At 56.8% G+C, this 24,121-nt stretch carries 26 protein-coding genes, 1 tRNA gene and 2 pseudogenes; 16 read left to right on the top strand and 13 right to left on the bottom strand.

The features are described 5' to 3' along the window. The first annotated feature begins 54 nt into the window (after positions 1–54). Complete coding sequence (locus AABC73_RS06095) at positions 55–1,065, top strand: NAD(P)-dependent alcohol dehydrogenase (RefSeq protein ID WP_341522860.1); 1,011 nt, start codon at positions 55–57, stop codon at positions 1,063–1,065. 65 nt (positions 1,066–1,130) lie between these two features. Here the strand turns inward: AABC73_RS06095 and AABC73_RS06100 are convergent, their stop codons facing one another. The 10 genes and pseudogenes from AABC73_RS06100 to AABC73_RS06145 form a co-directional block, all read right to left on the bottom strand. Next, positions 1,131–1,385: a hypothetical protein gene (locus AABC73_RS06100; protein ID WP_341522861.1), complete on the bottom strand. Its 255-nt coding sequence runs from the start codon at positions 1,383–1,385 to the stop codon at positions 1,131–1,133. Between the two features lie 56 nt (positions 1,386–1,441). Next, positions 1,442–2,326: a manganese catalase family protein gene (locus AABC73_RS06105; RefSeq protein ID WP_065835317.1), complete on the bottom strand. Its 885-nt coding sequence runs from the start codon at positions 2,324–2,326 to the stop codon at positions 1,442–1,444. Between the two features lie 380 nt (positions 2,327–2,706). Then, a complete protein-coding gene (locus AABC73_RS06110; protein ID WP_341522862.1) occupies positions 2,707–2,985 on the bottom strand; it encodes a hypothetical protein in 279 nt (92 codons plus the stop codon). 147 nt (positions 2,986–3,132) lie between these two features. Beyond that, complete coding sequence (locus tag AABC73_RS06115) at positions 3,133–3,390, bottom strand: PLD nuclease N-terminal domain-containing protein (protein ID WP_020292170.1); 258 nt, start codon at positions 3,388–3,390, stop codon at positions 3,133–3,135. A 128-nt stretch (positions 3,391–3,518) separates the two neighbouring features. Then, positions 3,519–3,887, bottom strand: a complete 369-nt coding sequence (locus AABC73_RS06120) for a type II toxin-antitoxin system prevent-host-death family antitoxin (RefSeq protein ID WP_341522863.1) — start codon at positions 3,885–3,887, stop codon at positions 3,519–3,521. Between the two features lie 28 nt (positions 3,888–3,915). Continuing rightward, entirely contained in the window at positions 3,916–4,215 is a 300-nt protein-coding gene (locus AABC73_RS06125) for a ribbon-helix-helix domain-containing protein (RefSeq protein WP_341522864.1), read from the bottom strand. Positions 4,216–4,321: 106 nt separating this feature from the next. Continuing rightward, positions 4,322–4,475, bottom strand: a pseudogene (locus tag AABC73_RS06130) (hydroxyacylglutathione hydrolase); the annotation flags it as partial. Positions 4,476–4,510: 35 nt separating this feature from the next. Beyond that, positions 4,511–6,079, bottom strand: coding sequence for a GMC family oxidoreductase (locus AABC73_RS06135; protein ID WP_341522865.1), 1,569 nt, complete (start codon positions 6,077–6,079; stop codon positions 4,511–4,513). 12 nt (positions 6,080–6,091) lie between these two features. Further along, entirely contained in the window at positions 6,092–6,652 is a 561-nt protein-coding gene (locus AABC73_RS06140; protein ID WP_341522866.1) for a tat (twin-arginine translocation) pathway signal sequence, read from the bottom strand. A gap of 163 nt (positions 6,653–6,815) precedes the next feature. Further along, entirely contained in the window at positions 6,816–7,208 is a 393-nt protein-coding gene (locus AABC73_RS06145) for a VOC family protein (RefSeq protein WP_341522867.1), read from the bottom strand. Between the two features lie 1,300 nt (positions 7,209–8,508). Between AABC73_RS06145 and AABC73_RS06150 the strand changes: the two genes are divergently transcribed. After that, positions 8,509–9,417 (top strand): alpha/beta hydrolase, encoded by a 909-nt coding sequence (locus tag AABC73_RS06150; RefSeq protein ID WP_341522868.1) that lies wholly within the window; start codon positions 8,509–8,511, stop codon positions 9,415–9,417. A gap of 156 nt (positions 9,418–9,573) precedes the next feature. Here the strand turns inward: AABC73_RS06150 and AABC73_RS06155 are convergent. Together AABC73_RS06155 and AABC73_RS06160 are read right to left on the bottom strand one after the other, a co-directional pair. Then, a pseudogene (locus tag AABC73_RS06155) lies at positions 9,574–9,762 on the bottom strand (Arm DNA-binding domain-containing protein); the annotation flags it as partial. Positions 9,763–9,919: 157 nt separating this feature from the next. Then, positions 9,920–10,004, bottom strand: a tRNA-Leu gene (locus AABC73_RS06160). A gap of 108 nt (positions 10,005–10,112) precedes the next feature. On the opposite strand from AABC73_RS06160, the gene queA reads away from it, so the two are divergent. From queA to AABC73_RS06190, 6 genes are all read left to right on the top strand, one after another. Then, positions 10,113–11,177, top strand: coding sequence for a tRNA preQ1(34) S-adenosylmethionine ribosyltransferase-isomerase QueA (queA, locus tag AABC73_RS06165; protein ID WP_331152886.1), 1,065 nt, complete (start codon positions 10,113–10,115; stop codon positions 11,175–11,177). A 14-nt stretch (positions 11,178–11,191) separates the two neighbouring features. Further along, positions 11,192–12,307, top strand: a complete 1,116-nt coding sequence (gene tgt, locus AABC73_RS06170; protein WP_331152887.1) for a tRNA guanosine(34) transglycosylase Tgt — start codon at positions 11,192–11,194, stop codon at positions 12,305–12,307. Positions 12,308–12,359: 52 nt separating this feature from the next. After that, complete coding sequence (gene yajC, locus AABC73_RS06175) at positions 12,360–12,695, top strand: preprotein translocase subunit YajC (protein ID WP_020292183.1); 336 nt, start codon at positions 12,360–12,362, stop codon at positions 12,693–12,695. A gap of 62 nt (positions 12,696–12,757) precedes the next feature. Beyond that, on the top strand, positions 12,758–14,626 hold the full coding sequence (gene secD, locus AABC73_RS06180) for a protein translocase subunit SecD (RefSeq protein ID WP_341522869.1): 1,869 nt from the start codon (positions 12,758–12,760) through the stop codon (positions 14,624–14,626). A gap of 9 nt (positions 14,627–14,635) precedes the next feature. Continuing rightward, entirely contained in the window at positions 14,636–15,547 is a 912-nt protein-coding gene (secF, locus tag AABC73_RS06185) for a protein translocase subunit SecF (protein WP_341522870.1), read from the top strand. 163 nt (positions 15,548–15,710) lie between these two features. Next, positions 15,711–16,247 (top strand): glycine zipper 2TM domain-containing protein, encoded by a 537-nt coding sequence (locus tag AABC73_RS06190; protein ID WP_341522871.1) that lies wholly within the window; start codon positions 15,711–15,713, stop codon positions 16,245–16,247. Between the two features lie 57 nt (positions 16,248–16,304). On the opposite strand, the gene suhB is transcribed toward AABC73_RS06190, so the two are convergent. Then, on the bottom strand, positions 16,305–17,120 hold the full coding sequence (gene suhB, locus AABC73_RS06195; protein ID WP_020292187.1) for an inositol-phosphate phosphatase: 816 nt from the start codon (positions 17,118–17,120) through the stop codon (positions 16,305–16,307). 257 nt (positions 17,121–17,377) lie between these two features. Here suhB and trmJ point away from each other — a divergent pair, with 257 nt between their 5' ends. From trmJ to hscA, 8 genes are all read left to right on the top strand, one after another. Next, on the top strand, positions 17,378–18,151 hold the full coding sequence (gene trmJ, locus AABC73_RS06200) for a tRNA (cytosine(32)/uridine(32)-2'-O)-methyltransferase TrmJ (RefSeq protein WP_341522872.1): 774 nt from the start codon (positions 17,378–17,380) through the stop codon (positions 18,149–18,151). Continuing rightward, complete coding sequence (gene cysE / locus AABC73_RS06205) at positions 18,151–18,927, top strand: serine O-acetyltransferase (RefSeq protein ID WP_020292189.1); 777 nt, start codon at positions 18,151–18,153, stop codon at positions 18,925–18,927. Before trmJ ends, cysE begins: the two co-directional genes overlap by 1 nt. A 147-nt stretch (positions 18,928–19,074) precedes the next feature. Next, on the top strand, positions 19,075–19,566 hold the full coding sequence (iscR, locus tag AABC73_RS06210; RefSeq protein ID WP_341522873.1) for a Fe-S cluster assembly transcriptional regulator IscR: 492 nt from the start codon (positions 19,075–19,077) through the stop codon (positions 19,564–19,566). Between the two features lie 44 nt (positions 19,567–19,610). After that, positions 19,611–20,825 (top strand): IscS subfamily cysteine desulfurase, encoded by a 1,215-nt coding sequence (locus tag AABC73_RS06215; protein WP_341522874.1) that lies wholly within the window; start codon positions 19,611–19,613, stop codon positions 20,823–20,825. 85 nt (positions 20,826–20,910) lie between these two features. Beyond that, positions 20,911–21,297: a Fe-S cluster assembly scaffold IscU gene (gene iscU / locus AABC73_RS06220; RefSeq protein WP_020292192.1), complete on the top strand. Its 387-nt coding sequence runs from the start codon at positions 20,911–20,913 to the stop codon at positions 21,295–21,297. Positions 21,298–21,357: 60 nt separating this feature from the next. Then, complete coding sequence (gene iscA, locus AABC73_RS06225; protein ID WP_341522875.1) at positions 21,358–21,681, top strand: iron-sulfur cluster assembly protein IscA; 324 nt, start codon at positions 21,358–21,360, stop codon at positions 21,679–21,681. A gap of 8 nt (positions 21,682–21,689) precedes the next feature. Continuing rightward, complete coding sequence (hscB, locus tag AABC73_RS06230; RefSeq protein ID WP_020292194.1) at positions 21,690–22,211, top strand: co-chaperone HscB; 522 nt, start codon at positions 21,690–21,692, stop codon at positions 22,209–22,211. Positions 22,212–22,257: 46 nt separating this feature from the next. After that, positions 22,258–24,120, top strand: a complete 1,863-nt coding sequence (gene hscA, locus AABC73_RS06235; RefSeq protein WP_331151645.1) for a Fe-S protein assembly chaperone HscA — start codon at positions 22,258–22,260, stop codon at positions 24,118–24,120. Position 24,121 lies beyond the last annotated feature (1 nt).

Genomic DNA, 24,121 nt, shown 5'->3' on the forward strand with positions numbered 1-24,121 from the left:
TCTTCGCGGGCAAGCCTCGCTCCTACGACTACATCAAGCCAAGAGGAACACCTCATGAGCAACAAAACCATTTACGTACAAGCAGGCGGCGGTTATGACAACGTCACAATCGGCGATAGCGAAGTCCGTGCGCCACACGTCGGCGAGATCAGCGTGCGGTTACGCGCCAATTCCCTGAACTACCATGACTTCGCTGTCGTCAGCGGCATGTGGGGCCCTAGCGAGGCGCGCATTCCCATGGCCGATGGTGCGGGTGAAGTCATCGCCGTGGGCGAGGGCGTCAGCGAATTCAAGGTCGGTGATTCGGTGGTCAGCACCTTCTTCCCGGACTGGATCGATGGCACGCCCCTGGTCGAAGGTTTCGTCAGCGTGCCCGGCGATGGCATCGACGGTTACGCCCGTGAGCAGGTAACGGCGCGCGCCACTTCATTCACCCTGGCGCCAACCGGTTACAGCCACGCCGAAGCCGCCACGCTGACCACCGCCGGTTTGACCGCCTGGCGTGCGCTGATGGCCGACGACTCTCTCAAGCCTGGCGATACCGTGCTGATTCAGGGCACCGGCGGCGTCTCCATCTTCGCCTTGCAGTTCGCGAAAATGGCTGGCGCGACGGTCATTGCAACGTCCTCCAGCGACGAAAAGCTCAGCCGTCTGAAAGCGATGGGCGCTGATCACCTGATCAACTACCGCAAGGACACCAATTGGGGGGAGACCGCGCGGGCATTGACTGGCGGCCGAGGCGTGGATCACGTAATAGAAGTAGGCGGGCCATCGACGCTGGAGCAATCGATGATTGCTGCTCGGGTTGGCGGGCATATCTCGGTGATTGGTATTTTGACGGGCGTTGCCGGGCAGCTTTCATTCGTGCCAGCATTGGTCAAACAGTTGCGTCTCCAAGGCGTGCTGGTAGGCAGTCGCACACAACAGCAGGATATGATTCGCGCGATCAATGCCAGTGGTATGCGCCCGGTTATTGATCGGCACTTTCCGTTGAGTGAAATAGTTGACGCGTTCCGTTACCAGGAAACCAATCAACACTTCGGCAAGATCTGTCTGGATATCTAACTTCAGGCACAGCGAGCAAGCCTGCATGCAGGCTTGCTCTATCTTTTGCTATGCACATTTAATTGTCACGGTTGTTTCGACTTGCCTGACGTGTAAGTCACCGAAGCGTACTTGCGTTTCGAGTCCGGCGAAGCCGAATGATCGGAACTGCCCGGCACTCTCAATGAGTTGATAGCCTGGTTTACCTGAAAACCACGTTTGATATCCCGCGCCTGAACTTCAAAGCGTTTAACGGTTGAATCAAACGTTGCAGGAGTCGCCAGCAACGCATTAAGTTCTTCGTCATTTACAAGGCGAGTCTCATCCTCAGACAAATGCATTGTCCACCTCCTCTTTTAAGTTTTGGTCAGTCAGTCTATTTCACAGGTTAATGGTCTTACAGATCTTTACCTTGCACGTAACCTGAACCCAGATCCGCACCGGTAATCGGGTTGGCATCCGGATCGGACATGGTGCGTTCCTTCATGGTCAACAACACGGCTTCGTCATCGGTGGACAACTCGACCGATGCGGTACCGTCACCGCCATCTACTGCAGGTTGTGGTGATTCCACATATTCCCACTCGTCGCCTTCATTCCATGGGCCACGCAGGTTCGGCTCGCCGGCCGACATGTTGAAGTACACGTTGGCGAACTCAGGCATGCCAGGCAGTTTGCCTTGCGGGAAGTTTGGCTGGATCGAGTGCAGCGCTTTTTCGAACGACTTCTGGTGCGCGATTTCCCGGGTCATCAAAAAGCCCAGCGCTTCTTTGATACCTGGATCATCCGTCACATTCATCAGGCGCTCGTAAACGATCTTCGCCCGTGCTTCTGCCGCGATATTGGAACGGAAGTCCGCAGTCGGTTCGCCGATAGTATCGACATACGCCGCTGTCCATGGCACACCGGCCGAGTTGGTCAGTGGCGCACCGCAGCCGTAGAGCAAAGAAGTAATATGCGAATCATTGCCCGCGCCATTGATTGCACGATACAACTCACCTTCCTGCTGTACGCCTTCGGCCAACTGACCTTTGCCGCCACGGTTCAGCATGCAAATAATCGAACCGATAATTTCCAGGTGGCTAAGTTCTTCCGTGGCGATATCCATCAACAAGTCTTTACGACCTGCATCCTCTTCTGCCAACGCTTGAGTGAAGTAGCGTGCCGCTGCTGCCAGTTCACCTTGAGCACCACCGAACTGCTCCAGAAGAAGATTGGCCAAACCTGGATCAGGTCGTGCGACACGCACGGTGTACTGCAAACGCTTGTTATGAATGAACATGGTTCGGTTCCTCATCTTATTAAGCCAAAACGGCTGTCGGTGGACATATGATTGGCCACAGTAAAGGGAGCGCCGAGCCGTGAAAGCTGTTCAGCCAAGTTGACGAATGGTCATAAAAAAATAGAGGTGGGTAATAGATAAATCCATTTGAGTGTTAAAAGAGTTGCCTGTTTATCTTTTTGGGTGATGTCTTCACTGTGGACGCGATGCCCGCTCAGGTATAAGCCAGAAGCCGACCGCACATCCATGATCCGATTGATAACACTGCCTGGCACAGGCGCCGTGTTAAGTGCAGGTCAGCGAAGGCATGCCTGGACAGCGTTGCGGTGCCGTGCCTGAAGCCAGCAAGAACAAGGCTTGAGCTCGGTGAGTGCCGCTGGTCAGGCAGCGCTGGTTTTGCTGATCAGGCCATCGCGAACTTCGGAGGCGTAGCTCAGCAGGCTGGATTCGGATTCTTGATAATTGGCCGAAAACTCAATCAGGGCCTGGGCTTCAGCATGCTTGCCGCTATCAGAGAGGCTGTTGGCTTCCTTGAGCATATTGGCCAAAGACCATCGCAGCAGGTGGGCCGCCGAGACCAGAGCATTCTGAAGTTGTTGGTTTTCTTTGGTGAGACCCATGTTGATTCCCTTCCAGGTCAGTGCTGCGCCGAACGACATGGCGATTTGATGCGGCGAAATATAGCAAACCTAAGCTGCTGATTTATGGTTATTTAACTGACCGTTTCATAACGCTAAATGCCAGGCACAAAAAAACCGGCTCAGTGGCCGGTTTTGTGAATCGCAAGCTTAGGGTCGCATCAGGCTTCAATTTCGTTGTTGAAGCGGATCGGAACCTGCTGTTTTGGCTTTCGGGCCCGCAACCGCCCAGGCCAGCAGCCCGAGAACCGGAACAAACACCAGTACGATGATCCATAGCGCCTTGCTTTCGCGCTGGCCATCGCTCTTCATGACCCGGGTCACCGCCCACAGCACGGCAACGATAAGTAGCGTCACAACGGATATCCAGACCAGCGGAGCGTCCATGATATTCGCCAGCACGTCCCAGATTTGTTTGAGTTCCATACATCTCCCCCTTGGTTGTAACTGTTTAGGCAGGGTGATGCGCAAAGGGTTCAGTGTTGTATGCGGGGACAAATCCTTCGCGGCTCGGCGCTTTTGCCAATGTTGTCTGCACCAGGGACGCTCGCATGTCAGACGATAATGGTATGAGGATAAGCGCGCATAGCGCTGTCATTGGTGACCGGGCTGATCCCCTCAGCCATAGCTTGCGAAACGATAATGCGATCAAACGGGTCGCGGTGATGGAGGGGCAGGGCGCCAACTGTCAGTCCGTGGGCAGATGTGATGGGCAGTTCAACATAGCCCGCGTCCATTGCATCCGAAGCTTCTGCATTAAATCTCACATTGGGTAGCATCCCACGCCGCTTGGGAGCTTCGATTGGGACCAGCTTCGCTACGGGTACGCCTGCTTTCGCGATGATGATCGTTTCCCCGCCAGCTGCAGCGTCTACACGCTGCGAGAAGTGTGTCTTGGCGGCGTGAATATTATGGGTTTGCATGATATTGCCTCCAATGGCCGGTTTCTAATCATGCAGTGCGGTTAACCAGCTTAAGAGGCGCAGCACCGCGCTGTTGAGCCAGGTATCGAGTGCAACAAACGCGCAGGAACGAGGAAAAGTTCACCACTTCGTCGCGAGCTTTGGTGATCTCTTCGTAGAGATTGGTGATCAATTGGTTGGTGGTAAGACCTTCCCCGGCAGCCATCTCCGTGAGGATGTCCCAAAACTGGTTTTCCAGCCGCAACGTCGTGATCACGCCATGTATGCGCAATGAGCGTGACCGAGACTCATAAAGAATTGGATCGGCTTTAATATACAGTTCGCACATTTTAAGATCCTCCCGGAAAAATCAGAATCATTGTCCTCTTTATACAAGAGGGGGTAATAGTCAGATACTACACCTGCGTACTCCTGCAGAGGTTGCAGTCGCTTTAGTGATGTGTGATCAAAACATCGCCAAGCGTCCATTGCGGGTGCGCGCGTAACCAGTCAATGACAGGTTGCGCGTCCCCCTGGATCAACGACTGCACAGCGTTTCTCCTCCAGGCAGAGCAGCGACCAAATGTAATTGTCGCTGAACGCCCTCAACTCTCAGACTTCCCGGCCGCCTGGATTTTGCGCTGTCATGCGGCCTTGGCCTTGAGCGATTGGGCAATGTAGTCGGCTTGTCGAATGGCCAGGCTGACGATTGTCAGGGTCGGATTCTCCGCGCCACTCGTGGTGAATTGACTCCCGTCCGAGATGAACAGGTTAGGCACCTCATGGCACTGGCCATGTTTATTGCAGACACCATCCGCCTCTTTGAGACTCATGCGACACGTGCCCAGGTTATGGGTGGAAGGATAAGGCGGAACCCGGTGGGTCTTGAGCGCGCCAACCGCTTCGTATACCGCGCTGCCTTGTTTGAAGGCGTGTTCACGCATGGCAATGTCATTTGGATGATCGTCGTAGTGAACGTTGGCCACGGATATCCCGAAACGATCCTTGGTGTCATTGCTCAATGTGATGCGATTGCTCTCGCGAGGCATGTCTTCGCCCACTATCCACATGCCGGCAAGGTGAGTGTAATTGTCCATGACACGGGTAAAATCCTTGCCCCATGCACCTGGATTGAAAAATGCTGCCATGAACGATGGCCCGAGAGAGACGGTTTCCATTTCGTAGCCGCCGACAAAGCCGCGATCAGGATTGAAATGCACCTCGTCACTGATCAGGCCCGCCATTATCGTGCCTCGGTAGAAGTGCACAGGATCGCTGAACTCGGCGAAAACGGAGCCGGTGGTGTGGCGCATGTAGTGCTTGCCGACCATGCCCGATCCGTTGGCCAGCCCGTGGGGAAATAAGGTGCTGGAAGAGTTCAAGAGCAGTCTGGGGGTTTCGATTGCATTACCGGCTATCGCGATGATGCGGCCTTTCTGCCGGTGTAACTCGCCCTTTGCGTCAGCATAGACAACGGCGCTGGCACGACCTTTGGCATCATGTTCGATCCGAACCGCATGGGCTTGGGTTCGCAACTCAAGCTTGCCGGTCGCTTCGGCGGCCGGAATTTCAGTGTAGAGCGTTGACCACTTCGCCCCCATTTTGCAGCCTTGAAAGCAGAACCCAAGTTGCATGCACTGCGCGCGTCCTGCGCGGGCGCGGCTGTTGATGGCCATGCGTCCAGTCGAGCAGTGTTTGTAGCCAAGCTTCATTGCACCGTTGTACATCACTTGGAAGTTGTTGTTGCCGGGCAGGCCGGGAATGTCGTTGGTGCGAGTGACACCCATCTTGTCCTCGGCACGGGTGTAATAGGGCTCCAGTTCCGCCAGCGTCAATGGCCAGTCCAGCAGGTTCGCTCCTTTTACGTCGCCGTAAGTCTGCCGTGCGCGAAACTCGTGTTCTTGTAAGCGGATGCTCGCTCCGGCCCAATGAGTGGTGGTGCCACCCACCGTTTTGCAGATCCAGGCGGGTAGATTGGGAAAGTCCTTGGCGATCTGCCAAGTGCCAGACGTCGTGCGTGTATCGCCCCAGGAGAGCTGTTGAAACGAAGGCCATTCATCATTGATGAAGGTCGCTGTGGATTGACGCTCACCTGCTTCGAGAAGAACGACCGGTATGCCCTTTTGGCACAACTCGTTGGCGAGTGTCCCGCCACCCGCACCGGAACCTATGATCACTACTACGGAATCATCGTCAAAACTGTAAGTTGTCATGCTGGTTACTCCTCAAGAAAAAGCGCTGGGACTGGCTTCTGCTGGAGCGGCGGGCAGCCACTTCAGATCGTTGAAGCCACGCATCAGATATCCGCCCTTAGGAAAGGAGGCGCCTTCGTAACCGAAATGCTGGTAAGCCAATTCGTTGCTGTATAGCGAGTTGACTGACGTGCCTCTGATCAAAATGAAAAAGTCGGAATGCTGGATTTCTTCAAGCAGGGCGACCTGCCTGATTTCATCGAGACTTGTCCAGTTGCCGCCCGCCAGTCGGTCGAGTTCGGAAAGACCTTTATCAAGCAGTGGGAGTACGGAGGGGTCAGTGGATGCACGCTCGTCAAGCGCTTTTACGGCAAAGGCGTAGACAGCATCTTCCATGCGGTCATGGGGGTAAACGCGGCGAATCACCAGCAGCAGTTTCGCCGCTACTTCGCTACTAAGGGTGTTCATTTCCATGGCCCATGATCGGCTGGGAGCCAGCAGGGCGATGGGGCCTGAGCCGAATATAAGTGTGCCCAACAACAACCCACCGCTGCCTTGCAGAAAGCGGCGACGATTGAGAGTTACGTCTTGCATGAAATGTCTCCTTTTTATTTTTATTAGGAATGACAACGTCACGGTCGAATCATGGAGTGCGGTTTGAAGGGGAAAATCACTCCTGTTGGAGATCAAATGGATCTGAGGTTTTTGGTTCTAAGCTGGCAGTGCTTAGTCCGACGGCATTTGGAAATTCAAATGTTCATTGATAGTGGCCACCACGCTGTAACACTTCAATTTTGTAACCGTCGGGATCCTGAATAAAAAAGAATCGTGCGAGCAAAACGCCATTTCTTTTAAATTCCTTGATGGGGGCCGGTGACAATTTCAGATCCACCAGTCGATTGAACTGCTGGTCCAGATCCTCGACGACAAAGGCGGCATGACCGTAGCCACTGCCATGGGTGTACTCGCTCTGCCCCTTGTTCCAGGTTAGCTCGATTTCTGCGCCGCTCTCGAAATCCCGCAGGTAGACCAGCGAGAAATCGTCGAACTCCAGGCGATGAGTTTCTCTGAGCCCAAACACGTCCTGGTAAAACTTCATCGACTGGTCGAGGTCGCCCACACGGATCATGGTATGAATAAATTTTGCCATTCCATCTACCTACGGTTTTCGTGATTCCTGGATTTTTGGTCAAGCACTTGCGATTTCATGATGAGGCGGACGTGACCCAGGTGGGTAATAGAGGGCTACTACGTTGGTACAGAGGTATGGAATTTTTGCTTCCTTTGTGAATGATCACGAGTGGAGCTGAGAAATGTGACTGATGTCGCCGCTCGACCCTGAGAGCCGTATAGGAAGTGCCAATACTTGCTGCCTGTGGGTTTCACCAGCAGACAGGAGCCGAGCTATCACTGGGTGAATGGTGTTTCGGCAGGGTTGGATGCTTTGATTTGCTAGGTGGTCGATTATCAATATTTCAAATATTGTCGCGGATCCGGTTGCGGTTTTATTTGAAAGTCTCGGAGTCACGTTCTTGGATATTGATTCTCCTCAAACTTATAAACCGAAAGCGGTTGTGGTCGGAGAGGAGAATGGAGGCTACTAATTTTTTTGGTTCTGGAAATGTAGCCGGGGACCCTAGGGGCTTAATCAAGACACGGGGCAGGAAATCCGCGGGATCGAGTTAGTGGGAAGTGCCGGAAGTTACTGAAATTTCAATCGTTTAAAGAAAGGATCTTGAAGAAAGAGGGCCATCGTTACAGCTTCGGTAAAGATGGCTTTATCTGTTGCTGATAGTGAACGCCTGCATGGCGCCAACCATGGTGGTAGGTGTCAACCTCGTCAACCTGTCAACCAACTCAAAAAATCCAGCCGCTAACACGAACGCACGGGTTTCCGACCCCGTACCCACCGAACATTCACAGGGTCCCTGGCGATTTGGCTACCCAATTGATGCATCCCCCCTTGGTAGACCGCCCTACAAACGCCCCGGCACTCGGCGACCCAACATTCGAATTCTGCATCAGTCGTTACCAGCCAGTATTGCACCCGCTGATGGCTTGATCACCATTGGGGTATGGGGCACGAAAAAGACGTGTTACAGGTGTTGCGGGTGTTGCAATTAAAATTAACTCATTGAATTTAATGATTTTTATTGGTGTTGCATACCACTAAGCTTCCACGTTTCTTGGGTGTTACAAGCAAGATAGGTGTTACAGCAGCATCTACAGATTTGGGCAAATGTAGAACGCAAGCGGCCAAGAGCAGACCTTCCACCTAGTCCGCTTTCGACCTGACCCAGATGTCCGATTTCCGGGGTTTCACGTAGCGTAGATGGCCCCTATAGTGTCCGCCTCTTGATAGTCAAAGGAAGGGCTATGACGCTGCTGATCATTTGTACAGCTTACGTGTCCGCTAGTATTGCAGCGCATCAAGCGGTTAGGTGGATCTGATGCGTGCGAAGATTTTGGCGACGGTGGGTGCCTTATTATGGTTGCTGTCAGCGACGCTATCGGCAGCATCCGATCAGTTGCCATCTCCGTCAGCGGGGCATTCCGAGCAGCGGCGTATTTCTGTGCAGGTCGAGGGGGCTGGCAAGGACGTCATATTAATCCCGGGACTTGCCTCGTCCCGCGAGGTATGGGCGGATCTGGTCTCTAGATTACGTCAAAGCCATCGCCTTCATCTCATCCAACTGGCAGGTTTTGCCGGCTCGCCTGCTCCGCTCGATACAGAAGGGGGAGTCATGGCCCCTGCGGTCGAAGCGATTGCTGAATACATCCGCGCCCAGCATATCCATGCACCGGTGATCATCGGCCACTCACTTGGGGGCGAAGCTGCATTGATGCTTGGGGCTCGGCATCCAGACTTGGTGGGTCGCTTGATGATCGTCGATGCCTTGCCCTTCTACAGCTTATTGATGAATCCTTCGGCGACCAGCGAAACAGTGGCCCCACATGCGGTACAGATGCGTGATTCTCTGTTGGCTGCATCTGCGGAACAAACCGAAAACATGCAAAAATTATCCATCGCCCGGCTTGTAAAAACCCAAGCATCCAGGCCCTGCGTACTCGCTGCGAGCATCAATTCTGATCGTAGAGCCGTGGCAAATGCTGTGTATGAATTGATGGTCACCGATTTGCGCCCTGAACTGAGTCACATCAGAGCGCCAGTCGAGGTCGTTTACGCATACGACCCCTTGTATGGCGTACCTTCATCCAACGTCGATGCGCTGTTCCATCGCGCCTATGCCTCGACATCCAATGTCCAGTTCACACGCATTGACGGCAGTTTTCACTTTGTGATGCTTGACCAGCCCGAACGGTTCGCCAGTACTGTTGAGACGTTCCTTGGTAAATGAGTGACGCAGAGCCTGGTCAGTGTTCTTCCGTCAGGACTGAAGGCGGCCACTGGGGGGGACGGCAGCTGACGTTCTACTCATAGCATGGCCAATGTCATAGCCGACTATGGAAACACCTCCAGCACTGCGTTTGGTATGAACCGCTCCAACTGGTGCCCCGAGCCCCATCCATGGCCAATTGCCCGCCGGACGTTTGTAACGAGGCTGCCAAGATTTCCCACTGTAAGGCTTTACCCTGAAGTACAGGCCATTTCCATCCAGCTCCCTGTACTCCTTCGAATCAGGCTCTAATCCTGCGAGGGTCGTATCAGGAAGGGGGCGACGTTTGATTTCAGAACGCTTCATCCTTGTATCCCAAAGTTCGGTGTTTTTTGCAGGATACAAGCAGGGATACAACGGATAGGGAGAGACAGGGGTATACAGATAGGCACAAAAAAACCGGCTCAAGTGGCCGGTTTCTTTGGGTCTGAGAGTCTGGTAGAGACTTTCAGATACTGCTATATGGTGCCCCGAGGGAGACTCGAACTCCCACTCCTTTCGAAAACGGATTTTGAATCCGCCGCGTCTACCGATTCCGCCATCAGGGCTCAATGGCGGCGAAGTCTACAGACGGTATTACCGTTGGTCAATCACCTTTCATAGTCAATTTTGTCTTCTTCCGCTAAACTTCACGGCCCTGCTAGACGAACCCCATCATGCGCGTTGCTGACTTTACCTTCGAACTCCCTGATTCCCTGATCGCTCGCCATCCTTTGGCCGAGCGCCGCAGCAGTCGTTTGTTGACCCTTGACGGGGTTAGCGGCGCGCTGGCACATCGTCATTTCTCTGATTTGCTGGAGCATGTGCGCCCCGGCGATTTGATGGTGTTCAACAATACCCGTGTGATTCCGGCCCGTTTATTCGGCCAGAAGGCGTCCGGCGGCAAGCTGGAGATTCTGGTCGAGCGGGTTCTGGACACCTATCGCGTGCTGGCCCACGTGCGGTCGAGCAAGTCGCCCAAGCCGGGTTCGACGATCCTGATCGACGGCGGTGGCGAGGCCGAGATGGTGGTGCGCCATGACACGCTGTTCGAGCTGCGTTTCGCTGAACCGGTCTTGCCGTTGCTCGAGCGGGTCGGGCACATGCCGCTGCCTCCTTATATAGACCGCCCGGACGACAGCGCCGACCGCGAGCGTTATCAGACGGTCTATGCCGAGCGCGCCGGTGCGGTGGCTGCGCCGACGGCGGGCCTGCATTTCGATCAGCCGCTGCTGGATGCCATCGTTGCCAAAGGCGTCGAGCTGGCGTTCGTGACGCTACACGTTGGCGCGGGGACGTTTCAGCCGGTGCGCGTCGAGCGTCTGGAAGATCACCACATGCACAACGAGTGGCTGGAAGTCAGCCAGGAAGTCGTCGATGCGGTAGCAGCCTGTCGCGAACGCGGCGGGCGGGTGATTGCCGTGGGCACCACCAGCGTGCGTTCGCTGGAAAGCGCGGCCCGCGATGGCGTGTTGAAGCCGTTCAGCGGCGATACCGATATCTTTATTTTTCCGGGGCGTCCGTTTCATGTGGTCGATGCCCTGGTGACCAACTTTCATTTGCCTGAATCCACGCTGCTGATGCTGGTTTCGGCGTTCGCCGGTTACCCCGAGACCATGGCTGCCTATGCGGCAGCGGTTGAGCATGGCTACCGCTTTTTCAGTTACGGTGATGCGATGTTCATCACCCGCAATCCCGCGCCGACCGCTCCTGCAGCATCGGGCCCAGAGGATCACGCATGACCCGCACCAGTCGTATGTCTTTCGAGTTGTTGGCCACTGACGGCAAGGCGCGTCGTGGTCGTCTGACCTTTCCGCGCGGCGTGGTCGAAACCCCGGCGTTCATGCCGGTGGGCACTTACGGTACGGTCAAGGGCATGCTGCCACGGGACATCGAAGCCACCGGCGCGCAGATGATCCTCGGCAACACCTTCCACTTGTGGCTGCGTCCGGGCACCGAAGTCATCAAGGCGCACGGCGACCTGCACGATTTCATGCAGTGGAACGGCCCGATTCTGACCGACTCCGGCGGCTTCCAGGTGTTCAGCCTCGGCGCCATGCGCAAGATCAAGGAAGAGGGCGTGACCTTCGCTTCCCCGGTCGATGGCGCCAAAGTGTTCATGGGCCCGGAAGAGTCGATGCAGGTCCAGCGTGACCTGGGCTCGGACATCGTGATGATCTTCGACGAATGCACGCCTTATCCGGCCGATGAAGATGTCGCCCGGGTATCCATGGAATTGTCCCTGCGCTGGGCCAAGCGCTCGAAGATCGCTCACGGCGAAAGCACGGCGGCGCTGTTCGGTATCGTGCAGGGCGGCATGCATGAAAACCTGCGCATGCGCTCCCTCGAAGGCCTGGATCAGATCGGCTTCGACGGCCTGGCCATTGGCGGTCTGTCGGTGGGCGAGCCCAAGCACGAGATGATCAAAGTGCTGGATTATCTGCCGGGCCAGATGCCAGCTGACAAACCTCGTTACCTTATGGGTGTAGGCAAGCCGGAAGATCTGGTGGAGGGTGTGCGCCGCGGAATCGACATGTTCGATTGCGTGATGCCGACCCGCAATGCCCGCAATGGTCATTTGTTCATTGATACAGGTGTGCTGAAGATCCGTAACGCGTTCCATCGTCATGACGATTCGGCGCTGGATCCGACGTGCGATTGCTACACCTGCAAGAACTTCTCCCGTGCTTATCTGCATCATCTGGACAAGTGCGGCGAAATGCTGGGGAGCATGCTCAATACGATCCATAATTTGCGGCATTACCAGCTGCTCATGGCTGGTTTGCGCGAGGCTATTCAACAGGGTACATTGGCCGCCTTTGTCGATGCCTTCTACGCTAAACGCGGCCTTCCCGTGCCGCCTTTGGATTGATTGAACTGAGTTTTTTCAGCTTTTCTTACTAATTTTGCAACTGGAGTGCTAAATGAGCTTTTTCATCTCTTCCGCTTTCGCGGATGCTGCTGCACCGGCCGCAGGCCCTATGGGCGGTGGCTTTGAATGGATTTTCCTGGTCGGTTTCCTGGTCATCTTCTATCTGATGATCTGGCGTCCGCAGGCCAAGCGCGCCAAAGAGCAGAAGAACCTGCTCGGCAACTTGCAGAAGGGCGACGAAGTTGTCACCTCCGGCGGTATCGCTGGCAAGATCAACAAAGTGACCGATGACTTCGTAGTTATCGAAGTGTCCGACACTGTTGAGCTGAAAATTCAGAAGGGCGCTATTGCCGCCACCCTGCCAAAGGGCACCCTGAAAGCGATCTAAGGTTTCAGTCTTTTACCAATCGACGGGGCGCGCAAGGCGCCCCGCGTTATACGGGCGGCGTGATGCTGAACAAATACCCTCTGTGGAAATACCTACTGATCCTGGCGGTGCTGGTGGTCGGTTTTATTTATTCCGCACCCAATCTCTATCCTGATGATGCGGCGATCCAGATCACCGGCGCGAGCACGGCGTTGCAGGTCAATCAGGCTGATCTCGATCGTGTCGGCAAGGCGCTTACCGATGCAGGTATCGCGGTCAAGGCTTCCTCCCTGGCTGAGAATGGCAAAGGCGGTTTGTTGCGTCTGAGTAAACAAGAAGACCAGTTGCCGGCCAAGGATGTCGCGCGCAAGGCTTTGGGTGATGACTATGTCGTCGCACTGAACCTGGCCCGCACCACGCCGACATGGCTGCGTCATCTGGGTGCCAGCCCGATGAAGATGGGTCTGGACTTGTCCGGTGGTGTGCACTTCCTGCTGGAAGTCGACATGGACAAGGCGCTCGACGCGCGCATGAAGGTTTATGAAGGCGAAGTGAAAAGCCTGTTGCGCAAGGAAAAATCGCGTTATCGCAGCCTGCCGCAACTCAACGGCGCTATTCAGCTGGGTTTCAGTGATGAAGCCGCTCGCGATGAAGCCCGTGCACTGATCCGCAAGAATTTCACCGATTTCGATATCGTCCCGGCCGATCTGAACGGTATTCCCGTACTGCGTCTGGCGATGACTCCGGCCAAGGTTGCCGAGATTCGCGAATACTCGATCAAGCAGAACTTGACCACCGTGCGTAACCGGGTCAACGAGCTGGGTGTTGCCGAGCCTTTGGTCCAGCGTCAGGGCGCCAACCGCATCGTGGTTGAGCTGCCGGGCGTGCAGGACACCGCTGAAGCCAAGCGTATTCTGGGCAAGACCGCCAACCTTGAGTTCCGTCTGGGCGCAGGTCCTGATGATTCCAAGGCCACCACCGAGATGTTCGAGTTCCGCGAAGGCGGTCGTCCGGCAGCTCCGGTTGAGCGTGGCCTTATCATCACCGGTGACCAGGTAACCGACGCCAAGGCTGGCTTCGACGAACACGGTCGTCCGCAAGTGAACATCACCCTGGATGGCCATGGTGGCGATCTGATGAGCCGCTCGACGCGCAGCAATGTGGGTCGCAGCATGGCAGTGATTTTCATCGAGCAAAAACCGACCACTACTTACACCAAGCAAACGGTCAACGGCGTCGAGAAAGACGTGCCGGCTCAGACTTTCAAGGAAGAGAAGAAGATCATCAGTCTGGCGACCATTCAGTCGCCGCTGGGCGGTTCGTTCCGGATCACCGGCCTGAACGGCCAGGGTGAAGCTTCCGAACTGGCGCTGCTGTTGCGCGCCGGTGGTCTGGCTGCACCGATGTACTTCGCTGAAGAACGCACCATCGGCCCGAGCCTGGGTGCTGACAACATCACCAAGGGTATCGACGCTTCGCTGTGGGGCATGCTGTTCGTCTCGCTGTTCATCATGGCCATCTACCGTTTCTTCGGTCTGATCGCCACGGTTGCCCTGGCGCTGAACATGGTCATGCTGCTGGCCTTGATGTCCATGCTGGGCGCGACGCTGACCCTGCCGGGTATCGCCGGTATCGTGCTGACCATGGGCATGGCGGTGGACGCCAACGTGCTGATCTTCTCGCGTATTCGTGAGGAGATCGCCAACGGCATGACTGTGCAGCGGGCGATCAACGAAGGTTTCGATCGCGCCTATACCGCGATTCTCGACGCCAACCTGACCACGCTGCTGGTCGGCGGCATTCTCTTTGCGATGGGCACCGGCCCGGTCAAAGGTTTTGCTGTGACCATGTCGCTCGGCATCTTTACCTCGATGTTCAGTGCCATCATGGTGACCCGCGCAATGGTCAACCTGATCTATGGCGGGCGTGACTTCAAGAAGTTGTGGATTTAAGGGGCTGACATGTTACGTACCATTAACTTCATGGGCGTTCGCAATATTGCGTTCGCCGTTACCATGCTCCTTACCGTCCTGGCGTTGTTCAGTTGGGCCACCAAAGGGCTGAACTACGGTCTGGATTTCACCGGCGGTACGCTCATCGAGCTGACCTACGAGCGTCCTGCGGATCTGGGCAAAGTACGTGAAGAACTGGCAACCGCCGGTTATCACGACGCGGTCGTGCAGAGTTTTGGCGCGACCACCGATCTGCTGGTGCGTATGCCTGGCGAAGATCCACAACTGGGCACTCAGGTAGCTGAAGCGCTGCGCAAGTCGGGCGCCGATAACCCGGCGACCGTCAAGCGTGTCGAATTCGTCGGTCCACAGGTCGGTGAAGAGCTGCGCGACCAGGGCGGCCTCGGCATGCTCATGGCGCTGGGCGGCGTGTTGATCTACCTGGCGTTCCGCTTCCAGTGGAAGTTCGCCGTCGGTGCAATCGTCTCGCTGATCCACGACGTGGTCGTGACCATGGGTATCCTGTCGTTCTTCCAGATCACCTTCGACCTCACGGTGTTGGCGGCGGTTTTGGCGATCATCGGCTACTCGCTGAACGACACCATCGTGGTATTCGACCGGGTCCGGGAAAACTTCCGTCTGTTGCGTAAGGCTTCGTTGATCGAAAACATCAACATCTCCACCACGCAAACCCTGCTGCGGACGATTGCGACCTCGGTTTCGACCTTGCTGGCGATCATCGCGCTGTGGGTGTTTGGTGGCGACAGCCTGCACGGATTCTCGGTGGCGCTGTTCATCGGCGTATTGGCGGGTACCTACTCGTCGATCTATATCGCCAACGTGGTGCTGATCTGGCTGAACCTGTCCTCCGAGGATCTGATTCCTCCAGTGGTCGCCGAGAAGGTGGACGACCGTCCATAACACGACGCGTTCACCTCAATGACCTGAAAGGCGCGAGTTTTGAACTCGCGCCTTTTTTTGTGCTCCAAGGATTGGGTCTGTAAACCGCCACGCGGCTCGCGCTGAGCGGGCAGTAGGCCCAAGTCGCGCAGGTCACTGCGCTTGAGATGGTCAGGAGGTTCACGTGAACAAATCGTTGCTTGTTGGTGCTGTGCTGGGTGCTGCCGTCGTTACTGCCGGCGGTGCTGTTGCCACCTACAGCCTCGTTAAAAGCGGCCCTGAATATGCTGAAGTTTTGGCAGTCGAACCTGTCAAACAGCAAATCAAGACGCCGCGTGAAGTGTGCAAGGATGTAGCCGTGACACGTCAGGCACCGGTCAAGGACCAGCATCAGATCGTCGGCAGCGTTATCGGTGCGGTTGCCGGCGGTTTGCTGGGCAATCAGGTCGGCGGCGGTAACGGCAAGAAGCTTGCGACGGTCGCTGGCGCAGTCGGTGGCGGATACGCCGGTAACAAGGTTCAGGAAGGCATGCAGAACCGCGATACCTACACCACGACGCAGACGCGCTGCAACACGGTCAATGACATCAGCGACAAGGTTGTGGGTTATGACGTGAAGTACAAGCTCAACGACAAGGTCGGTCAGGTGCGTATGGAGCGCGATCCGGGCAACCAGATTCCGGTCAACAAGGAAGGTCAATTGGTTCTGGGTCAGCAGTAGTTTTTATCCCAGGCATAAAAAAACCGGCCTAGGCCGGTTTTTTTAATGCGCCGAGACTTAGCGCTTCAGCGATGCAGGCAAGTGCGGTGCGATGGAGGTCAGCACGGCCTTGAAACATTTGGTGTTGCCAGCAACGATGTGGCCTTTTTCCAGGAAGTCGTGACCGCCTGTGAAGTCGCTGACCAGACCGCCGGCTTCCTGAATCAGCAGGGCGCCTGCAGCCATATCCCATTCGGACAAGCCCGATTCCCAGAACGCATCGAAACGACCGGCGGCCACGTAGGCCAGGTCCAGGCTTGCAGCGCCTGCGCGACGGATGCCGGCGGTCTGGCCTACCAGGCTGCGGAACATGCCCAGATAGTTTTCCAGGTTATCCATCTGGTTGTCACGGAACGGGAAGCCGGTGCCAAGCAGGGCGCCTTCAAGGCTGGTGCGCGGGCTGACACGCATGCGACGACCGTTGAGTTGCGCGCCGCCGCCGGCACTTGCGGTGAACTCTTCCTGGCGGACCGGATCGAGAACCACGGCGTGAGCCAGGCGGCCCTTGTGTTTGCAGGCGATGCTGACGGCAAAGTGCGGAACGCCGCGAATGAAGTTGGTGGTGCCGTCCAGCGGATCAATGATCCACAGGTAATCGGCGCCTTCGCCGGAGCCTTCATGCAGGCCGCTTTCTTCCCCAAGGATGCCGTGAGTCGGATAAGCCTTGCGCAAGGCGGTCACGATCAGTTGCTCGGCAGCACGATCGATTTCGGTGACGTAATCTTTCGCACCTTTTTCATCGACCTTGATGGTATCCAGGCGCTCGATGGAGCGGAAAATCAATTCGCTGGCGCTGCGGGCGGCGCGCAGCGCGATATTCAGCATGGGCTGCATGGACGTTTCACCTGGGTCGTTAAAGAAAGCCGAACATTCTATGGCGTAAGACGAAATATTTCCAGCGTCGTGTTGCCGCGTGAGGCTAAAACCGGGTTCGTTGAGCGAGGCTTGCCCGCGAATCAGGCGCCTTAAAGGATCACGCTCACCGCGGTAGCGTTCTTCGCGAGCAACCTCGCTGCCACAGACGTTCATAGCGTTAAGCCGGGGGCTTCTGTAAGATTTGCTCCCCATTCTTCTGTCTGTGAGCACTTGCCTTGCTGCAAAACATTCGTGTTGTCCTGGTCGGTACCAGTCATCCCGGCAATATCGGAGGGGCTGCTCGCGCCATGAAAAACATGGGGCTTTCGCGCCTGGTGCTTGTGGATCCGCTGGTCTTTCCCCATCACGAGGCCGACGCCCGGGCTTCCGGGGCGAGCGACATCCTCGAAAACGCCCAGGTGGTTGCGACCCTTGAAGACGCTTTGGTGGGCTGCAATCTGGTCTTGGGCACCAGTGCCCGTGATCGGCGCATCCCTTGGCCGCTGCTCGATCCGCGCGAGTCTGGCGTGATGGCTGCCGAACAGGCAGGGCAGGGCGCCGAGGTGGCATTGGTGTTTGGTCGTGAATACGCCGGCCTGACCAACGAGGAGCTGCAGCGATGTCACTATCACGTGCATATCCCGTCCGACCCTGAATTCAGCTCGCTGAACCTGGCGGCGGCAGTTCAGGTGCTCAGTTACGAGGTGCGCATGTCCTGGTTGGTGGCTCAAGGGCAGCCGACCAAGACCGAAAAAGTCGAAGTGACCTCGGTGCGCAGCGCTGATCTGGCGACCATGGACGAAATGGAAGGTTTTTACGGGCACCTCGAAGCCACGCTGGTAGCGATTGGTTTCATGGATCCGGAAAAGCCACGGCATTTGATGGCTCGACTGCGCCGCCTGTACGGTCGCAGCGACGTGAATCGCTCGGAGCTGAGCATTCTGCGCGGGATCCTCACGGAGACCCAGAAATCAGCCCGCGGTGAACCCTATAAGCGGAAGGATCAATGATGTTCGAGCGTCTGCGAGAAGATATTCAAAGTGTATTCCATCGTGATCCGGCGGCACGCAATGCCTTTGAAGTGCTGACCTGCTATCCAGGCATGCACGCGATCTGGCTGCATCGTCTGGCCCATATTCTTTGGTTGCAGGGTCTGAAGTGGCCGGCGCGAGTGGTGTCGAACTTCGGTCGCTGGATGACCGGTATCGAAATCCATCCCGGTGCCAAAGTTGGTCGACGGTTTTTTATCGATCACGGCATGGGTATCGTGATCGGCGAGACGGCCGAGATCGGCAATGACGTCACGCTGTATCAGGGCGTGACGCTCGGCGGGACCAGCTGGAATGCCGGCAAGCGCCATCCGACTCTCGAAGACGGTGTCGTGGTCGGCGCTGGCGCCAAGGTGCTCGGGCCGTTCACGGTGGGGGCGGGCGCGAAGATCGGCTCCAACGCGGTGGTGACCAAGGCGGTGCCGGCTGGTGCCACGGCGGTGGGTATTCCGGGGCGCATCATCATCAAGTCCGACGATGATGTGCAGGCCAAACGCAAGGCAATTGCCGAGAAGTTGGGTTTCGATGCCTATGGCGTCAGCGAAGACATGCCCGATCCGGTGGCGCGAGCCATTGGCCAGTTGCTTGATCACTTGCAAGCCGTGGACGTGCGCCTGGAAGGCATGTGCGATGCACTCAAAGGCCTGGGCAGCGATTATTGCGCCAAGGAACTTCCCGAACTGCATGACGAGGTCTTCGACTGCGTCAAGGACAAGAGCGAAAGCAAGGTCGGTTGATGCCGGGCGTGTCATGCGGCCCAGCGTTTGCTATGATGCGGCCGCAGTTTTGCAGGTATTCCCGACTAAATTGCTTGGTCTTATAGTTGACTTAAACAGTCGGGAATAGCATACTCGATTTTATCCAGAACCTCTGTGGTACACGCCATGCGACTGACTACGAAAGGCCGATACGCTGTAACTGCCATGCTCGATCTGGCACTACATGCGCAGCACGGGCCAGTGTCACTGGCCGATATCTCTGAGCGACAAGGCATTTCCCTGTCCTACCTCGAGCAACTGTTCGCCAAGCTGCGTCGCAGCAGTCTGGTGTCGAGCGTGCGGGGGCCGGGCGGTGGTTATCAGCTATCCCGCAGCATGCAAAGCATCCAGGTCTCTCAGGTGATCGATGCCGTCAACGAGTCTGTTGATGCAACACGTTGCCAGGGGCTGGGCGATTGCCATGCCGGTGATACCTGTCTGACCCACCACTTGTGGTGTGATCTCAGCCAGCAGATTCACGAATTTCTAAGCGGTATCAGCCTGGCCGACCTTGTTACTCGCCGTGAGGTGCAAGAAGTCGCCCAGCGCCAGGATCTGCGTCGTTCCCATACCAAGACGCATTACCTGGATAAGATTGAAACGTCCGCCGTCGAATGAACGCAGATGAATGAGCGGTGCGCCTGCCTGATAGGAGAGCTTCAATGAAATTGCCGATTTACCTTGATTACTCCGCGACGACCCCGGTCGATCCGCGAGTCGCGCAGAAAATGATCGAATGCCTGACCGTCGAAGGAAACTTCGGCAACCCGGCTTCGCGTTCCCACGTGTTTGGCTGGAAAGCTGAAGAAGCGGTGGAGAATGCGCGTCGTCAGGTCGCTGATCTGGTTAACGCCGATCCACGCGAAATCGTCTGGACTTCCGGTGCGACCGAGTCCGACAACCTGGCAATCAAGGGCGTGGCGCATTTCTACGCCAGCAAGGGCAAGCACATCATCACCAACAAGATCGAGCACAAGGCTGTGCTTGATACGACGCGTCAACTTGAGCGTGAAGGTTTTGAAGTCACCTACATCGAGCCCGGCGAAGATGGCCTGGTGACTCCGGCAATGGTTGAAGCGGCTCTGCGCGACGACACCATTCTGGTTTCGATCATGCACGTGAACAACGAAATCGGCACCATCAACGACATCGCGGCGATTGGCGAACTGACCCGTTCGCGCGGCGTGCTGTTCCACGTTGATGCGGCGCAGTCCACCGGCAAAATCGAAATCGACCTGGCCAGCCTCAAGGTCGATCTGATGTCCTTCTCGGCGCACAAGACTTACGGCCCTAAAGGCATCGGCGCCCTCTACGTGAGCCGCAAACCGCGCGTTCGCCTGGAAGCGGCCATGCATGGCGGCGGTCACGAGCGCGGCATGCGTTCCGGCACGCTGGCAACCCACCAGATCGTTGGCATGGGTGAAGCGTTCCACGTTGCCAAGCAAGACATGGCTGCCGAATACGCCCATGTCAAAGCCTTGAGCGAGCGTTTCTACAAGCAGGTTGAAAATCTGGAAGAGCTGTACATCAACGGCAGCATGATCTCCCGTGTACCGCACAACCTGAACCTGAGCTTCAACTACGTCGAAGGCGAGTCGCTGATCATGGCGCTCAAGGATCTGGCGGTTTCGTCCGGTTCGGCCTGTACCTCGGCGTCGCTTGAGCCGTCGTACGTGCTGCGCGCCCTTGGTCGTAATGACGAACTGGCTCATAGCTCGATACGCTTTACCTTCGGCCGTTTCACCACCGAAGAAGAAATCGATTATGCGGCGCAGAAAGTCTGCGAAGCGGTCACCAAGCTGCGTGCACTTTCGCCGCTCTGGGACATGTACAAAGACGGTGTCGACATCTCCAAGATCGAGTGGGCGGCGCATTAATTTAAAGTCGCCTCCCAAGCGAGCCGTGCGCAACTAACCGTGCACATGGCATGCAGAGCGACTCCCTGATGAGAGGAATAGCACCATGGCTTACAGCGAAAAGGTCATCGACCACTACGAGAACCCGCGCAACGTCGGCAAGATGAACGCGGAAGATCCTGATGTTGGCACCGGCATGGTCGGCGCTCCGGCTTGCGGCGACGTAATGCGCTTGCAAATCAAGGTCAACGATCAAGGCATCATTGAAGACGCCAAGTTCAAGACCTACGGCTGCGGTTCGGCAATTGCTTCCAGCTCCCTGGCAACCGAGTGGATGAAGGGCAAGACTCTGGATGAAGCAGAGACCATCAAGAACACTCAGCTGGCTGAAGAACTGGCCTTGCCGCCGGTGAAAATCCACTGCTCCGTGCTCGCCGAAGACGCCATCAAGGCCGCTGTTCGCGATTACCGGCAGAAGAAAGGCCTGCTGTAAGCAGCAGTCTTTTTCTAAAGAAGCTTGCGTTAAGTAACTGCGTTGCAATAAGGAGCTCCGATGTCTATCAGCATGACAGAAGCTGCCGCTAAACACGTACGACGCTCCCTCGACGGGCGCGGCAAAGGTGATGGCGTTCGTCTGGGTGTTCGCACCACAGGTTGTTCCGGTCTCGCCTATGTGCTCGAGTTCGTCGACGAGGCGAACACTGAAGATACCGTGTACGAATTGCACGGCGTCAAGGTGATCATCGATCCGAAAAGCCTGGTCTACCTTGATGGCACCGAGCTCGATTTCGTCAAGGAAGGGTTGAACGAAGGCTTCAAGTTCAACAACCCCAACTCGCGCGGTGAATGTGGCTGCGGCGAAAGCTTCAACATCTGAGGCTTATCGTGGGTACTCCTTGTCATTACGCCTTGTTTGAGCTCAAGCCGAGCTTTCGCCTTGATCTCGATCAACTGGCCACGCGCTATCGCGAGCTGGCCAGGGCCGTGCATCCAGATCGCTTTGCTGACGCTTCCGAGCGTGAGCAGCGTCTTGCGCTGGAACATTCCGCCAGCCTCAACGAAGCCTATCAGACGCTCAAGAACGCCCCGAAACGGGCGCGTTATCTGTTGGCGATGCGTGGCGATGAGGTTCCGCTGGAAGTGACCGTGCACGATCCCGAGTTTCTTCTGCAGCAGATGCAATGGCGCGAAGAGCTTGAGGATCTGCAGGACGAAGCGGATCTGGCGGGAGTTGCCGTCTTCAAGCGACGCCTCAAGGTTGCGCAGGAAGAACTGAACGAAAGCTTCGCTGCTTGTTGGGACGACGCTGCGCAACGCGATGAGGCCGAACGGCTGATGCGGCGCATGCAGTTCCTCGACAAGCTCTCTTACGAAGTGCGCCAGCTTGAAGAGCGCCTCGACGATTAACCCCGTGCTGCTCCTGGCCGCACGCCTGTGATTATTCAGATAAAGCATGGCCTTACTGCAGATCGCCGAACCCGGCCAAAGTCCTCAACCGCACCAGCGTCGGCTGGCTGTGGGTATCGACCTGGGCACCACCAATTCGCTGGTCGCTGCATTGCGCAGCGGTCTCTCCGAACCGCTGGCTGACGCGCAAGGGCAGGTCATTCTGCCGTCCGCCGTGCGCTATCACGCCGACCGCGTCGAAGTCGGTCAGGCTGCCAAAGCCGCCGCCGCTGCCGACCCGTTCAATACCGTGCTTTCGGTCAAGCGCCTGATGGGGCGCGGTCTGGCGGACGTCAAGCAGCTGGGCGAGCAATTGCCTTACCGCTTCGTCGGCGGCGAGTCGCACATGCCGTTCATCGAAACCATTCAAGGCCCGAAAAGCCCGGTCGAAGTCTCCGCTGACATCCTCAAGGTGTTGCGTGAGCGGGCTGAGCTGGCATTGGGTGGCGAACTGGTAGGCGCGGTGATCACTGTTCCGGCTTATTTTGACGACGCTCAGCGTCAGGCCACCAAAGACGCCGCCAAACTTGCCGGCCTCAATGTGTTGCGTCTGCTCAATGAGCCGACCGCCGCAGCCGTGGCTTATGGCCTGGATCAAAACGCTGAAGGCGTGGTTGCCATCTACGACCTGGGCGGTGGCACCTTTGATATTTCGATTCTTCGTCTGACGGGCGGCGTCTTCGAAGTGCTGGCCACCGGCGGCGACACCGCGCTGGGTGGCGATGACTTCGATCACGCAATCGCCAGCTGGATCGTCGCTGAAGCAGGCCTGTCGGCGGATCTCGATCCGTCTACCCAGCGCAGCCTGTTGCAAGCGGCCTGCGCTGCAAAAGAAGCGCTCACTGATGTCGCCAGTGCTGATGTTGCCTACGGCGACTGGAGCGGCGTGCTGACTCGCGAGGCCTTCGATGCGCTGATCGAGCCGATGCTGGCCCGCAGCCTCAAAGCCTGCCGCCGCGCAGTGCGTGATGCCAATATCGAGCTGGACGAAGTCGAAGCGGTGGTCATGGTGGGCGGTTCGACCCGCGTTCCTCGTGTTCGTCAGGCGGTGGCCGAGTTGTTCGGTCGCCAGCCATTGACCGAAATCGATCCGGATCAAGTGGTCGCCATCGGCGCGGCGATCCAGGCCGATACCCTGGCTGGCAACAAGCGCGACGGCGAAGAATTGCTGCTGCTCGATGTGATTCCGCTCTCGTTGGGGTTGGAAACCATGGGCGGGCTGATGGAAAAAGTGATTCCGCGCAACACGACCATTCCGGTAGCGCGTGCGCAGGACTTCACGACCTACAAGGACGGCCAGTCGGCGATGATGATTCACGTGCTGCAAGGCGAGCGTGAACTGATCAGCGACTGTCGTTCCCTGGCGCGCTTCGAGCTGCGCGGCATTCCGGCGATGGTTGCCGGTGCGGCGAAAATCCGTGTCACCTTCCAGGTCGATGCTGATGGTCTGCTCAGCGTGGCTGCGCGTGAACTGGGCTCGGGTGTCGAATCGAGTATCCAGGTCAAGCCCTCCTATGGCCTGACCGATGGCGAAATTGCCCGGATGCTCAAGGAATCGTTCCAGCACGCCAGTGACGACAAGGTCGCCCGGGTGCTGCGCGAACAGCAGGTCGACGCCCAGCGTCTGGTCGAGGCCGTCGAGGCAGCACTGGACGTGGATGGCGAACGCTTGCTGGACGCCGAAGAGCGCATGGTCATCGACCTGCAACTGCAGGAACTACGTGAATTGATGCAAGGCACCGATGGCCCCGCCATTGAGCAGCAGACCAAGCGTCTGTCGCAAGTGACCGATGCATTTGCAGCCCGACGCATGGACTTGACCGTCAAGGCCGCGCTGTCGGGGCGCAATCTGAATGAAATCGAGGAATAAC

Source organism: Pseudomonas sp. G.S.17 (genome assembly GCF_038096165.1).
GTDB lineage: Bacteria > Pseudomonadota > Gammaproteobacteria > Pseudomonadales > Pseudomonadaceae > Aquipseudomonas.